The organism is Mesorhizobium sp. P2_E9, assembly GCF_056403815.1.
The window spans coordinates 77,104-90,975 of sequence record NZ_JBFUET010000019.1 but is presented as its reverse complement, the minus strand read 5'-3'; the positions used below and the strand labels follow the sequence as shown (position 1 = coordinate 90,975).

The following is a 13,872-nucleotide window of genomic DNA, read 5'->3' as shown; positions in this document are numbered from 1 at the left end:
CGCTCAAGAGAGCTGCGAGGAGGCTACCCTTAGGTCCTCACCCTCAGCGCCTGCTCCAGCCTGTCGGCAATCTGGGTGACGACATAGGCAATCACCATGTAGATCACGACGGCAATCACGAAGGCTTCGAGGTAGTAGTAATTCAGAGCGGCGGTTAGCTGGGACTGGGCGAAGATATCGACAACCTCGATGGCGAATCCGAGAGAAAGCGCCTTCATGATGACCATCATCGAGGTCGTAAGATCGGGAATTGCCGTGAGGACCACCTGGGGAAATAGAATCCGCCGGAAGAGTTGGCCGTTTGTATAGCCCAGCGAATGGGCGGCGTCTGACTGACCGGTGTCGAAGGCGTTCAGGGCTCCCTTGATAATCTCCGATTGGAATGCAGCGATACAGCCTGTCACCGCGATAACAAGGATGACCCAGTTGGGTGTTTCGTGGGCGTTGAAGTTGATCCCGAGCAACGAGAGCAGGAACTGGAATGCCGGGGGCAGACCGAAATAGGCGAGGAAAATCACGATGACCATCGGAACGCCCTTGAAGACGATCTTGTAAGCCATGATGAGCTCTCGCAGCACTGGGACTCGTCGATATTCGACGAGTGCAAAAATGCTGCCGACTATCGTCGACAAGACGAAAATCGTGAGCGCCATTCCAAGCGTTACAGGTACGGCACCCAGGATTTCCTGCGTGTCCTGCAGCAAAATTTCGGTATCGAACATGGTTGAATACCCTTACGTCAGACGCTGGCGATGGCCGCGTTCTTGATCTGAGCCGTTGTAGTCGCCTCAGGCGCCTGCATCGGCGAGCGAAGCTCGAAGAAGTGCACGATGGCCCACGCGATCAGGCACATCAGCGCATAGATGACTGCCAGGACGAGGTAGGTTTCGAACTGGTACTGGTTATAGTCGCGCTCCATGATCAAATGCGCGGTCGCCATCACGTCCGCCGCCCCGATGTACATGACCAGCGCAACGTTGTGGATCAGGTAGATGATGGAGTTTCCATAACCCGGCAATGCGAAGTGCACCGCCTGAGGACCCACGACGCGAGCGATCTTCTGGCGAAAGGTATATCCTAGACTGTCGGCTGCATCATGCTGGCCGCGATCGACAGCCAGATATGCGGGCCGCATGACTTCCGACAGATACCCGCCATGGTAAAAGCTCAGTCCCACCATCGCTGCGATCGTCGGCGAAAAGAAATCTGCTGAGCCGAAGAGAGCCACCAACAAGGGAAGCCCGTAGAACGCTACAAACAACTGGAGGACGACGGGAACGCTGCGGGCATAGGACACGTAGAGGTCGGTGAGGTGACTGACCACTGGTATCCTGCGAACCCGGAGTGTTGTCGCGATGAGCGCCAAGCAAAAGCCCACGAACATGGCCGTAAACGTGATGGCGAGCGTCAACGGCAACGCCGAGAGCAACTCGGGAATCATAGCAGAAACATCCACTTTGAAACATTCCTTCTTGCAATTCAGCCTTGCCGCTGACTAACAATTATCTACGTTGATGGCCGTGCTATTTCATATACTTGACGATGCCTTCACCGAACCACTTCTGCGAGAGCTTTTCAATCGTACCGTCGTCTTTTAGTTCCTTGAGAACCTTGTTCACATCATCGGCCAAAACCTTGTTTTCATCTGACCTGTGAATGAGCATATAGGTATTGTTGCTGAAGACTGGTTCGGACGCCACGATGTCGAGCTTCTTTTCATCGATGACGGTCTGCTCACCCAGATTTGAAGGCAGGACCAGCGCGTCGAACTTGCCGTTCTGAACTTCGTCCAGGCGGTTCGGGTACGGGATACCAGCACTCGACGCCGTGACATCAAGCTTGTATTGCGGATTTTCTTTTTGCCAATTCATAATAAACTTGTAGGTTCCGCCGCCGGCCGTGGTCGGAACGATCCTCTTGCCGACCAGGTCTTTCATTTCATTGATGCCGCTGCCTTTCTTGCTGTAGATCTTCATCAGGCTGGCCCCCATGGGGTTTTCCGGAATGAAGAACTGCTTGGCTCGCTCGGGCGACTTGTAGTAGCCGCCGACCGCGATGTCGTACTTGCCCGTGGCCAGGCCGGTTTCCTGCGCGATATCAGAGACACCTTCCATTTCGAACTTGTACTGCGGCAACTTCGCGTTGATCGCCCTCAGAAGGTCGGGTTCATAGCCTTGCGGCTCGACGCCGAGCGCGCCCCATGCCAGCGGCTTGGACTCGGCAGACGTCGCGATCTTGATTGTCCGAACGGTCTGACCGTAACTAATCCCCGCGGTTGCAAGCGCAATTGCGATGCCGCCGGCGACGGCCAGGGCATAGCGACGGGAAAAACTGGATGTGATTGCAGACATTTCTTAGGTTCCCTTCTTGTTGAGTTATTGAAAAGCAAGTTCTGACTGCAGGAATTGAGCAAGTCGTGGGCTGGAGGGCGCATCGAAGATCTCAGCCGGACTGCCGTCAGCGGCAACCACGCCACGATCCATGAAGACGATCCGGTTTGATATGTTCCTTGCGAATTGCATCTCGTGGGTCACAAGCAGCGAAGTGATCCCGGATGAGGTGACGTCTTTGATCACCTTCAGAACTTCACCGACCAGTTCGGGATCAAGCGATGATGTCGGTTCGTCGAAGAGGATCACATCCGGCCGAACCGCTAGCGCTCGCGCGATTCCAGTCCGTTGGAGCTGTCCGCCTGACAGCTGGGATGGATAGCTGTCCCGCTTGGCGGAGAGGCCAACTCGTTCAAGCTCCATAAGCGCGATTTCACGCGCCTCGTCCGTGGATTTGCGCTGCACGACGACCAGCGGATCCATGACGTTCTGGAGGACGGTCATGTTCTTGAAGACGTTGAATTGCTGAAAGACCATCGCTGTCCGGAGCCGGATCGCCTGGATAGCTGCCTTGTCGGCGCGCTGGTAATCCATCCGAATCTCATCGAACGCGATGGTCCCGGATGCCGGCTTGACCAGGTAGTTGATGCATTTCAGCAGGGTGGTCTTGCCGGTGCCGCTGGGGCCGATGATTGACACGACGTCACCTCGCTTTACCGAGAGATTGACGCCGTTCAGGACCTGCGTGCTTCCGTAGGACAGCTTTATATCTTTGAGTTCAAGCATTCTGGTTGGTGCCCTTCAGAGTGTGGGACGGAGTGCCTTGACCGCATGCGACGCCATCACCCGCTCTCCGCATGGCCGAGAACGTGCATCAGCCGGTTTGCCCAGCCGAAGATCGATATGGCGTGGATCAGGTCGATGATCTCGCGATCATCCATGCCGACAGATCGAAGCGCGGCGATATCGTCTGCCGTCGCTTCCGACGGTGCCGCCGACAGGCGGCGGGCAAAGCTGTAGATTGCCGCATCGCGTGGGCCTAGCGCTTCGGCCTTGTCGAGATACAGCGCGGTGACCACTTCGTTACTCTTGGTCAGCTCCGCATGCCTGCGGGCGTGAACAACGGCACAGAATTTGCAGCCATTGACGATCGAGGCGCCCAATGCACCGAGTTCGCGGTCGGGACGGGCAAGCCCGCCTTCGACATACATGATTGCGTTGAACAAGATGGTGCGAGCCAGATAGCTCTCTGGGTCATGCGCTAGGGTGCGCACATATTCCGAAACCTTCTTGGCCGATGGCGTGACCTTCATCGCTTCAAGCTGTTCCGGCGTGGCCTCGGATAGCTCGACCGGCGCGATGTACGGATGCCAATTCAATGGCTTCAGACGAACCGAGGAAATCATGTCGACCTCATCAGGCGCAAGCCGGCCGCCACCCGAGTCTGGAAGTTGACAAAGGCAATCAGCTCGGAGAGAGCGACGATTTGAGGATTGTTCAATCCGGCCTTGGCGAGGAGGGCGATATGGTTCGCTTCCGCCTTTTTCGGCGTCAGGGTGATCAGGTCAACATGACGGACGATGGTCGCCAGGGGTTCATTCAAATCCGTTTCACCCTGGGCCAAGGCCAGAAGCTGCTCAGTCGGACCAAGCTGAGCCAGTTGCACATCATATTCGGCCATCAGCACCGGATCGTCATTCAGGGCGGCCATGCGACGGGCCAGGGCAACCCTTAAATTCGGTACCAGCCCCTGATCGTTTGCCGGCTGCAACACGGAGACGCGACATTCTTCCGCCCCGTGCACGAATTCGGGCCTGAACCGCCGTGCGGCGAAAAGGGCATCATCCGGTGAAAGACCGGCGGCCTTGTCCATCGCGTCGATCACAACGCAGCCTCCTTCTGCAGCAAGGGGGTTGAATCGACCCATTCGTCGCCCTGGAGTTCGGGGGTGTCGTAGGCAACCAGATTGGCGAAGTGAGTTTCGACATCTTCGGCAAACAGCGATGCGGCGATGCCGCGGATCAGACGGTCGGCGCCGGCACTTACAGCCGGGATATCGCCGGAGACCTTGCCGTGGGTCAGCATGGCGGCGTCGTTGAAGCAGTGGATATGCGCCAGCATCGGGCAAGAGCCGGGGACACGTTCGCGAAATTCGAAGGTGGGACCAAGATCCGGCGCGTCCGACATACCTGCACGCGCCGGCCCCATATCCGGCGTATATCGACCATCCGACCAGGTGCGGATGTATGGGGCGAGTGCTGCAAATTCCGGGCGGTCGCTGAAGTCGTTCGAAAAGCCGGTTGCCGCGATCATGAAATCGTAGCGCATCGGCCCTTGTGTGGTTTCGACCAGAAGGCCTTCCGCATCCTGCTTCACCGCGACTATGCCACAGTCCAGAAAGAACCGAGCATTCGCATGACGAGACACCCGAAGCGTGGAAGAACGCGGCGGCGGTGTCTGGGTCGAGGCGGTGTAGTCGAAGAACTTCCACTTCCAGTCATCGGGCAAATGAAACATGCCCAGCACAACACCCGGGCTGCCGATGCCGGTCAGCTTGTTGATGCGCGGCATCTCCTTGCGCCGGATCAACATGTCGACAGAGCCGGCGCCAGCCTCGAGCGCCGTCGCGGCATTGTCCATAGAGGAGGCACCGGCGCCGATGACCGCGACGCGCTTACCTTTCAGCGCACCGAAATCGATGTCGTCGGCAGAATGGGCCCAATAGGCGTGGTCGATACCCCTCAGGAAGTCGGGCACGGCAAAGCCGCCGAGACCAGACCGGCCTGTGGCCAGAACCAGATTACGGGTGAGAACCCGACCTGTTTCCGCGCCCTCGATATCGACCGCAATCAGATCACCAATGGACGCAACGCCGGTCATGCGCACGCTGTTGCGCACCGGCAGAGCAAGGACTTTGCGGTACCAGACCAGGTAATCCATCCACTGGCCCCTGGGGATCTTGTCCAGCGACTGCCAAGCCTCGATGCCCCACTGAGCCGTGAACCAGGCGCGGAACGTCAACTGCGGCAGGCCGAGCGACGGACCGTTGAGGGTCTTCGGCGACCGGAGCGTTTGCATGCGGGCAAACGTTACCCATGGCCCCTCGAGCCCGGCCGGAGCCGCATCATAGGCGACGACATTGCTGATCCCGGCCAGCACCAGCTTTGCCGTAGCCGCAAGTCCGCACATGCCGGCGCCGATCACCACAACGTCACGGACCGGCACGCCGTCGTACGAACGCCCGGGAACCCAGGGCTTGGCGGGCAACTCGAGACAGTCGAGATCCTGCGCGAGCCGGGCTTCCAGCGCGGCAAGGCCCGTCGATGCCGCCGGGGTGGGAGTATGCTTCATATTCCGGTTCCGTTATTTGTCCCCGACACGGGATCGGTCACCAATTGGCCAGCCAAAGCCGGATCGAGCTTCTTGAAACCGGAGATCGACCGTTCAGCCACGGCTTCGACTGCATCCATCAACGCCTGCGCGACAGGACGAAGGGGACGTCTTTCGGCAGCCACAACACCCCAATAAAAGAGAACGGTTACGTCGATCGCGCGGATGACGACCCCAGGCAGGGCGACGCCGTAAGCCGTGAGGGGATCGATGACGGCCACGACGCCAGTGTGGCGCACGATCTGCAACGCGCCGTAGGCAGTATTGGTCCGGATCACTGGGCCGGTGTCGATGCCCCGGGCCGCCAGTGCCTTGGCGACATGCAACTGAAAACGCAGCGGATTGAGCAACGTGGCGACTCGGCGACCGGCAAAAGCCGAAAGCGGTATGACATCAAGTTCAGCCAGCGGATCGTCCTCCCGCACGGCAGCGACATCAGGTGCCGAATAGAGCCGCAGGACATCCAAACCAGGCGTATCGAGCGGCAGGCTTGAAAATCCGATCTCGGCACGTCCGCTGCGTACCTCTTGGGCGACGATCGAGGGAAGAAACTGCCCGAGATGCGTCTCGTGCGGAAGCTCGACGCCCTTGAGCTCAGCCATTGCCGTCGGGATCAAGCCAGTACCGATCGCAGACGTCGTGACAATCTGCAGGATCCGCCCCCTGCCGGCGGCAATCATCTTGGCCCGTGCCGCGAGTTCGGTGAAGGACATCAGCAAGCGCCGCGCTTCCTCCTCGAAGGCGACGCCCTCCTCAGACAACTGCACCCGTCGACCGACCCGATGCAGCAATTCGAAACCAAGCTCGGCCTCGAGATCCTGAATGGTGCGTGTCACCGCAGGCTGGGAACGCCCGAGCAGATCGGCCGCCTTAGTAATGCTGCCGCTGGCGGCAACCGCAAGGAAGGTCTGAAGGTCTCGAGTTTCCATGTCCGCCTTCATGCATATTCTGCATGAATAGCATCATCTCATTCAGATTTGATCTATGTCAAGGCGGAAACGATTTTTCAGGAGAACGCGTTTCAGCGCGGCTGTGATGATTGTGGCATTCGTATCCGGCATCGCGATCATGGCCGGTTCCATCGAGGCGGGAGTGGGCGAGCGGCAAATCGTTCGGACTCACCGCACTGCTCGTTCGGGTGATCGCTTAGGACTTCGCTGGCGCTGGACGAACCATCACCGGCAAGGATAGTGTCCACTTGACGGAGCCGAAATTTTGGGAGCGGCACTCCAGAACTCTCAATTGACAAGTCGGCGGAGATCTTGATGTGGAATTTTATCGGCTGGCTTCGGATATCGAACCGCACTTGGGAAATAATTCTCCTGGGAATGACAAGTCCAAGGGCGGATTATCACCGCAGCACCTACAGGTGATCCGAGACAAAGCACCTCACAAGCGATGCGGTTGGTCCGTTGGCTTACAGGCGTCAATTAGCTGAAACCAACCGTTTGCTCTTGGCGCAAGCTCGAACTGAAGTTCGCTGTCGCCACTGTCCGCTTTCAGGCGATGGCTAAGGGGCGCTGGACGACCGAAATTGGGCGCAAAGCTGCCATTCGGTAGAAGATGAGTGCGGTCAGCGAGTGACCGGATCAGTTTCTTGAATCAATTTAGGCGAACCGCTTCGTAACCCATTGACAAATAACGATTATGTTAGTCGCTGAGGGTCAGAATTTTCCACACAAAATCAATACGTTAGCGGATGGTTCGCCAAGCCGTTTCCTTCGTATTCTCTCGTATGGTCTGGCGAACCTAAGGACGATGAACGCGACTAATTACAGGCTTCGAGACATCGCCGATGTAGCCGCAGGTCGTCAGGAACTCCCTGGTAGTGAATGACCGAAATGGGGCCGGAAGCGGACTGACAGCTTATGAACAGCAGAGTCGGGAAGCGGCCATTCTCGCGATTCTTCTCCGAGCAGGTCTTATTCGTATTGCGGATCTCGAATGAGGGCGCGCGTGCTCACGGCATGGCAAGATTAGAACTGGGTTCTGGGTAAGCAACTAAGCGCGTCGTCCGCTTGCGATCTACATCGCTTTGGGATCATGGCCTTCGACCCGAATGCCAAGCTTGCCGCGCCACACGCGTCCCCTGGCGCCACAGCTCATGAAGGAGCGACGCCAAATGCAGGAGCAGACGCCTGAGATGTTGGCCAGCGTAGCCCGCATCGCGATGGTCCGTAATGTAGGTGTTGACACGAGGGGGTGTGGACGCCACTTCCACCTCGTGGCCCTTGCGCTGCAATTTCTTGACGGTGCTCGCTCTGATGTAATGTGAGCCGCCAATGACCACAATCTTCATATCGCGTCTCCTTGCCAGCGTTAAAATTACTGAATGCTCGCACGTCGATAAAATCGTCGAACGGCAAGATCTGACGAGCGCAGGACGTGAGTGTCTCAGTACAGATACAATCTGGCACCGAGGTGCCGAGGCGCTCCAAACCGGCCTCGACAATCGCCGTGGCAGCAGCGCCTGCATTGCGGCAGGCGACCGTCGTTAATCGTGCGCGCCGACGAACGTGTCGGCGGGAGCGCTCCGGCTATCTCGAACTTGAAAGCATCGCAGTCATGGTTTTCGTGTCCTCTTCCTCAACCAGTCTAGCCGGCGCCGGCTGATCGTCCGGCAAATTCAGGTTCAGCACATCCTCGATTTGTCTCTGCAGAAATTCGGGGCGCAGTCCGTCGCCGCGCTTGGCTGTGATTGGGTGAAGTGCCCGCAACAATGCCAACATGGCATACTCTCCTCGTTGAATTCCGGCTCGCTCGGCGATGTTAAACGAGACCCTCGTCTGTCATGGCGATCCGTACCGCCGACCGAGCATCCATTCGGTTGCGCAAAGCCTCCAAAGAGGCGGGAACAGGAACTTGGAAGCGCGCTGCCCAAAGCAGCATTACGAACAGATAGCAGTCGGCGACGCTGAGCCGATCGCCAAACAGATAGTCTGTCTCCAGTCCGTCAGCGACGATTTCAAACTGCCCTGCTAACGTCACTCTGGCTTTGGATTTCTCGGCATCCCGGCCGGGGTGCCACATAGGCTTGAAGCTTCGGTGAATCTCGGTCGAAATGTAGCTCAGCACTTCCAGGACGCGTGTGCGGCCCAATGGCGCTGCTAAACCCAACGCCGGATACTGCGATGCGATCCAATCGAGAACGGCGATGTTCTCGGTGACCGTTTCGCCGCTATCCAACACAAGAGCCGGAACATAGCCCTTGGCCGTGACCGCGAAGAAATCGCTGCCGGAAGCCGTTCGTTTGGTCTCGAGATCGACCGCTTCGCGCTCAAAGGAGGCGCCGGCCTCCCGGAGCGCGATGTGGTCAGCCAGGCTGCAGGCGAAAGGGCTGTAGTAGAGTTTCACGATTTTCTCTCTTTCTAAGCGCGGATGGCGTTCCGCAAAGGGCGGAGCGGGAGCCCATTGGCAACCCGGCGCCAGTCATCCTCGACAGCGCACTCCGGAGCTTCGCACTTGGCATGGAGGACGCCCACGACGCCGACCGGTAGGCATGCCTATGCAGAGGTATGATCGGACTGAAGGAATCGTGGTTTGACTGCCGCGCGCACTACATCCGACATCAAGGATGGTAACTGAAAGAATCCAGAACCCTGTCAACACGCACGGCGTCCAAGGTTGTCGGGCCAGCCCTTCGCTCAGGAAATCATAAACGAAAGTATTGGACGGAGGCGCCCTCGGCACGATGGCTTGCATCCCGCCGCGGCCTGCATTGTTCAATCTGACACCAAGAACCGCGCAGGCGACCGCCGAAGCTGAGATTGCTCGATTGCCGCCGGCGCGATGAACCAGCTGTTCCAGCAACAGGAGCCGGTCATCATGACAGATCCTTCCGGACTCGAAAGCCGTTCCGCCGAACTCGCATCGGCTGTCGAGGCGCTTCCCTCGGTCGAGGTCGACGTCTCCTCCCTGACGCCAGGGATGTCGCTCGTCGTGCAATGGCGCGGCAAGCCGGTGGTCGTGCGCCACCGCACCAGGCAGGAAATTGAAGACAGCGAGGCGGTCAGTCTTTCTATCCTCAAGGATATGATTGCCCGCAACGCCAATCTCCCCGCGGACGCCCCAGCCACGGATGCCAACCGAGCCACGCCCGGCAAGGCAGCGTGGCTCGTGATGGTTCAGGTCTGTACTCACCTTGGATGTGTCCCGCTCGGCCAAGACGGCGATCTCGGCGGCTGGCTCTGTCCCTGTCATGGCTCGCAATACGACGCCGCAGGACGCATTCGCAAAGGCCCGGCGCCGGAGAACATGGCGATCCCGGTGTTCCATTTCATTTCCGATACCAAGATTCGTATCGACTGAGGAAAGGACAGTTCAATGAGCGAGGGACATTCCACCTACAAGCCCCAGACCGGTATCGGCCGCTGGTTCGACACACGCCTGCCACTGCCACGGCTGGTGCATACTTCGTTCATTGTCTATCCCGTCCCACGCAACCTGAACTACGCGTATACGTTCGGCGGCATTCTCACGATTATGCTGGCGTCGCAGATCATAAGCGGTGTCGTGCTGGCGATGCACTACGCTCCCGATACGGCGCTGGCTTTCAATTCGGTCGAGACCATCACGCGCGATGTGAATTCGGGCTGGCTGCTTCGCTCCCTGCACGCGAACGGTGCGTCATTCTTCTTCATCGCCGTCTACATCCACATCTGCCGTGGGCTCTATTACGGTTCCTACAAATCGCCGCGCGAGTTTCTCTGGGTGCTCGGCTGCACCAACTTGCTAGTGATGATGGCGACAGCCTTCATCGGCTATGTGCTGCCGTGGGGTCAGATGAGTTTTTGGGGCGCCACTGTCATCACCAGCTTCTTCAGTGCAATTCCGGTGGTCGGCGACTGGTTCCAGCACCTGCTGCTCGGGGGTTTCGGTGTCAGCAACCCGACGCTGAACCGCTTCTTTGCGCTTCACTACCTCTTGCCATTCTTGCTTGTCGGAGTGGTAACCCTGCACATCTGGGCGCTTCACGTCGTCGGCCAGAACAATCCAACCGGCATCGAAGTAAAGTCGAAAACTGATGTCGTCGACTTTACGCCCTACGCCACCGTCAAGGACGCAGTCGGCATTATCGTGTTCTTGTTCTTCTTTGCTTATTTCGTGTTCTTTCTGCCGAATTTTCTTGGCCATCCAGACAACTACACGGTCGCCAACCCACTGAAGACGCCTGCGCATATCGTGCCGGAATGGTATTTCCTGCCGTTCTACGCAATCCTGCGCGCCATCACCTTCAATGTGGGACCGATAGATTCCAAACTCGGCGGCGTGCTGGCGATGTTCAGCTCAATCGCCGTGCTGTTCCTGGTGCCGTGGCTCGACAGCTCCAAGGTGCGCTCGGCGGTTTATAGGCCCTGGTACCGGGTATTCTTCTGGATGTTCGTGGCCAATGCGCTCTTTCTCGGCTGGCTCGGCTCACAGCCGGCGGAAGGCCCCTATGTCACGATGTCCCAGTTGGCGACGTTCTACTATTTCGCTTTCTTCCTGATCGTGATGCCGTTGCTTGGGCTGATCGAAACGCCGAAGCCCTTACCACATTCGATCACCGAAGCCGTCCTGGAAAAGAATGCGGCCCGCTCAAAGGCAGATAGCCATGACTAACCAGCAAAGCAGCATCGCTGGCATTGACACCGTCATCCTCCCAATGGCCCTTCGCCAGTCAGATGGATTCAAGATGCGGCGTGTATTGCCATTCCTGAATCGGCGCACGGTCGGACCCTTCATTCAATTCTACCATTTTGGTCCCGAAGAGTTCGATGCGGGCCAAGGCTTCGACATACGGCCACCCACCCATGCCGGCCTTGCTGTCTTGACCTATCTGGTAGACGGAAAAATTGTTCTCCGGGACAGTCTCGGCACAATGCAGACCATCCTTCCCGGCGATGTTAGCTGGATGACGACCGGGTCTGGAATCGTCCAGCGACCGTCGACAGAATTCAAAGCGTCGGGGAGTAATCTCCTCGGCTTTCAAGCTTGGATCGCACTGCCCTTACAACACGAGGACGTCGCCGCCAACCTCGCGCACTTTGCCTCACCTGAAATACCCAGGATCTGCGCCGACGGCGTTGAATTCAACTTGATCGCTGGAGCTTCTGATGGGCTGATCTCGCCGGTCAAGGTCTTTTCAGAGACGATCTTTGCCGAAATTGTGCTCACGGGCAGCGCGCGATATCAGTTGAAATCTGAACATCGTGATCGTGCGATCTATGTGGTCGCCGGCGAGGTTAGGGTTGTCGGTCAGTCGGGTACATTCGGAGAGGGCGCATTGATCGTGCTGACGCCCGGCGTCGAAGTTGTACTTCAGGCGCCTGCCTTTCACGCAGCGCGACTGATGCTTTTTGGTGGCGGGTCGCTCGCCGACCCACGCCATGTTTGACTTCGCCCCTATCAGCCCAATGGGTCCAGCGACTGAACTTGGATTGCTCGGCGCCGCATCCCGGGATAAGGGGTCGCGAGCGAGCGGGGGGTATGGGGCCCGATTGGGTTCATTCATCGTGCCTTGGCTGGGCAGACCGTCGAACCAGACGTCAAACATGGTCTAAAGCAGGCGCCCGTCGTTACTGGCCTTGTGGAACAGTTTCAGAGATGCATGCAGTTTCTGAATTCTCATCACCGAAGACCGCACGGACACTCGAAGCTGACAGGCCTTGCGGGCCCCCAGTGCACTCTCGATACTGGACCACCGTACGGAATCCGAGAGGTGAGCGCGCGCTTCGTAGACCGATCCTGAGCAGTGATGAACCTCTACAAATTATGCTCGTCATTCATTTTGGCACTGGCCCTTGTTCGAGCATCGACGATCGTGCCCGCAATTATTTGTCGACGACATCGCCATAATCTGGATGCTTGTCGAAAAACCAGTTCATGAATGGACACCTCAAGATTGCCTTGCGGCCAGTTTTGCGGAGTAGAGCAAATGTCCCTTGCGCCAATCGCGATGCGACGCCCTGCCCGGAAAACTCAGACGGAACTTCGGTGTGGACCAGAACCACCTTCCCGCTCTCGACCTGGTAATAGGCGGCGGCCATTATTTCGCCGGTTATCGGCAGCTCGAAACGACGCAGTCGAGTGTTTTCAACGACCTCCGCATGGACGTTTGGCGCTGGCGACATTGCATCGGGCCCGTCAGAGTATGGGATATTCATCTGAGATGTCGTTTGCCTATCGTATTGCCGACAATCGCAAAGTCACGGTTGTGCCAGCCCCCAGCGTACTCTGCACAGTGACGCTTCCGCCCGCCTCCTCGGCAAAGCTCTTCACCATCGGCAAGCCGACGCCGCCGAGGCCTTCGCCTTTCGTGGTGAAGAAGGGGTCAAATGCGCGGACCATGGTTTCGCGGCTCATCCCAATTCCATTGTCCTCGACACGAATATCGACCTGACCGTCTATAGACCGTTCTGGGACAAGGGCGACGTCAACCGAGATCAGACCGCCGTCAGGCATTGCGTCCCGCGCATTGAACAGAAGGTTCAGAACCGCATTTTGCAACCCGATCCGATCGCATCTTATCAAAGGCAGGTCGGGTCCGACCGTGACCTCAAGACGGATACTGGTGTCCCAAGCGCTTCGAATGAGGCTCTCGATCTCCGCGAGACAGTCGCCCACGTTCGTCTGGTGGATGTCCGAGCAGATCCCTCCGGCTGCGCCGATCGTCTGCCTGACCAAGCCGCCGGCTCGTTCCAATGCCGTTTTGGCGCCAGCAATTACGGGTCCAAGAGCGGGAGCCGCCGAGACGTTGGGGTCACGGGCCAGATGGTTCAAAGCGGATGATGCGACTTGGATAAGATTGCCAAGGTCATGAACGATGCCGGCGGCAGACAACTGGCTGGGACGGCCATCTGGTGGACGGGCTACCGGACTGTCGAAGACATCCTCTTTCAGTTCCAGGCGTGACATTCCATTCCCCCGCTCTCTGTCGGCATTGCGGGAGAGAGTGCGCCGAACCGACCCGCCAAGCCTATTGTGCGAAGGGGTCTGCCATATGATGCCAAAGTGCAGGATCGGTTGCTTGACAGTCAAGATCGCAAGCGACGGGGCTGGGCTATCGCATTTCGGTCGGGCTGCTGGATGCAGCCCTGGCGGTGGCCTTCGGTTCCCAGGCATGGAGCCGATGCACAGGCACCCAAAACCTCTTGAATCGCCAGCATCCCCT

At 58.1% G+C, this 13,872-nt stretch carries 15 protein-coding genes; 3 read left to right on the top strand and 12 right to left on the bottom strand.

Annotated features, from left to right (window positions below):
• Positions 1-29: 29 nt before the first annotated feature.
• The 10 genes from AC1D05_RS29380 to AC1D05_RS29335 all read right to left on the bottom strand — a co-directional run bounded on the left by AC1D05_RS29380 (position 30) and on the right by AC1D05_RS29335 (position 9,074).
• Positions 30-722, bottom strand: coding sequence for an amino acid ABC transporter permease (locus tag AC1D05_RS29380; protein WP_477445514.1), 693 nt, complete (start codon positions 720-722; stop codon positions 30-32).
• A 17-nt stretch (positions 723-739) separates the two neighbouring features.
• Positions 740-1,456 carry an amino acid ABC transporter permease gene (locus tag AC1D05_RS29375; RefSeq protein ID WP_477445512.1) on the bottom strand — a complete coding sequence of 239 codons (717 nt, stop codon included), beginning with the start codon at positions 1,454-1,456 and terminating at the stop codon, positions 740-742.
• Positions 1,457-1,523: 67 nt separating this feature from the next.
• On the bottom strand, positions 1,524-2,351 hold the full coding sequence (locus AC1D05_RS29370; RefSeq protein WP_477445510.1) for a transporter substrate-binding domain-containing protein: 828 nt from the start codon (positions 2,349-2,351) through the stop codon (positions 1,524-1,526).
• Positions 2,352-2,375: 24 nt separating this feature from the next.
• The gene (locus tag AC1D05_RS29365) at positions 2,376-3,116 is read right to left on the bottom strand and encodes an amino acid ABC transporter ATP-binding protein (RefSeq protein ID WP_477445508.1); all 741 of its coding nucleotides are present in this window, start codon (positions 3,114-3,116) and stop codon (positions 2,376-2,378) included.
• A gap of 56 nt (positions 3,117-3,172) precedes the next feature.
• A complete protein-coding gene (locus tag AC1D05_RS29360; protein ID WP_477445506.1) occupies positions 3,173-3,736 on the bottom strand; it encodes a peroxidase-related enzyme in 564 nt (187 codons plus the stop codon).
• Positions 3,733-4,215: a CMD domain-containing protein gene (locus AC1D05_RS29355; RefSeq protein ID WP_477445504.1), complete on the bottom strand. Its 483-nt coding sequence runs from the start codon at positions 4,213-4,215 to the stop codon at positions 3,733-3,735. Before AC1D05_RS29355 ends, AC1D05_RS29360 begins: the two co-directional genes overlap by 4 nt.
• Entirely contained in the window at positions 4,212-5,681 is a 1,470-nt protein-coding gene (locus tag AC1D05_RS29350) for an NAD(P)-binding domain-containing protein (protein ID WP_477445502.1), read from the bottom strand. The genes AC1D05_RS29355 and AC1D05_RS29350 overlap by 4 nt, the downstream gene beginning before the upstream one ends.
• Complete coding sequence (locus tag AC1D05_RS29345; RefSeq protein WP_477445500.1) at positions 5,678-6,661, bottom strand: LysR family transcriptional regulator; 984 nt, start codon at positions 6,659-6,661, stop codon at positions 5,678-5,680. Before AC1D05_RS29345 ends, AC1D05_RS29350 begins: the two co-directional genes overlap by 4 nt.
• A gap of 1,596 nt (positions 6,662-8,257) precedes the next feature.
• Entirely contained in the window at positions 8,258-8,449 is a 192-nt protein-coding gene (locus AC1D05_RS29340) for a hypothetical protein (RefSeq protein ID WP_477445498.1), read from the bottom strand.
• A 40-nt stretch (positions 8,450-8,489) separates the two neighbouring features.
• Complete coding sequence (locus tag AC1D05_RS29335; RefSeq protein WP_477445496.1) at positions 8,490-9,074, bottom strand: glutathione binding-like protein; 585 nt, start codon at positions 9,072-9,074, stop codon at positions 8,490-8,492.
• A 471-nt stretch (positions 9,075-9,545) separates the two neighbouring features.
• On the opposite strand from AC1D05_RS29335, the gene petA reads away from it, so the two are divergent.
• Genes petA through AC1D05_RS29320 form a run of 3 tightly spaced genes read left to right on the top strand, consistent with a single transcriptional unit; the run spans position 9,546 to position 12,096 of the window.
• Positions 9,546-10,028 (top strand): ubiquinol-cytochrome c reductase iron-sulfur subunit, encoded by a 483-nt coding sequence (gene petA, locus AC1D05_RS29330; RefSeq protein WP_477445630.1) that lies wholly within the window; start codon positions 9,546-9,548, stop codon positions 10,026-10,028.
• 15 nt (positions 10,029-10,043) lie between these two features.
• Positions 10,044-11,321, top strand: a complete 1,278-nt coding sequence (locus tag AC1D05_RS29325) for a cytochrome b (protein WP_477445494.1) — start codon at positions 10,044-10,046, stop codon at positions 11,319-11,321.
• Positions 11,314-12,096 (top strand): pirin family protein, encoded by a 783-nt coding sequence (locus AC1D05_RS29320; protein ID WP_477445492.1) that lies wholly within the window; start codon positions 11,314-11,316, stop codon positions 12,094-12,096. The genes AC1D05_RS29325 and AC1D05_RS29320 overlap by 8 nt, the downstream gene beginning before the upstream one ends.
• Positions 12,097-12,532: 436 nt before the next feature.
• On the opposite strand, the gene AC1D05_RS29315 is transcribed toward AC1D05_RS29320, so the two are convergent.
• Together AC1D05_RS29315 and AC1D05_RS29310 are read right to left on the bottom strand one after the other, a co-directional pair.
• A complete protein-coding gene (locus AC1D05_RS29315) occupies positions 12,533-12,865 on the bottom strand; it encodes a GNAT family N-acetyltransferase (RefSeq protein WP_477445490.1) in 333 nt (110 codons plus the stop codon).
• 16 nt (positions 12,866-12,881) lie between these two features.
• A complete protein-coding gene (locus AC1D05_RS29310; RefSeq protein WP_477445488.1) occupies positions 12,882-13,616 on the bottom strand; it encodes a sensor histidine kinase in 735 nt (244 codons plus the stop codon).
• Positions 13,617-13,872: the final 256 nt, after the last annotated feature.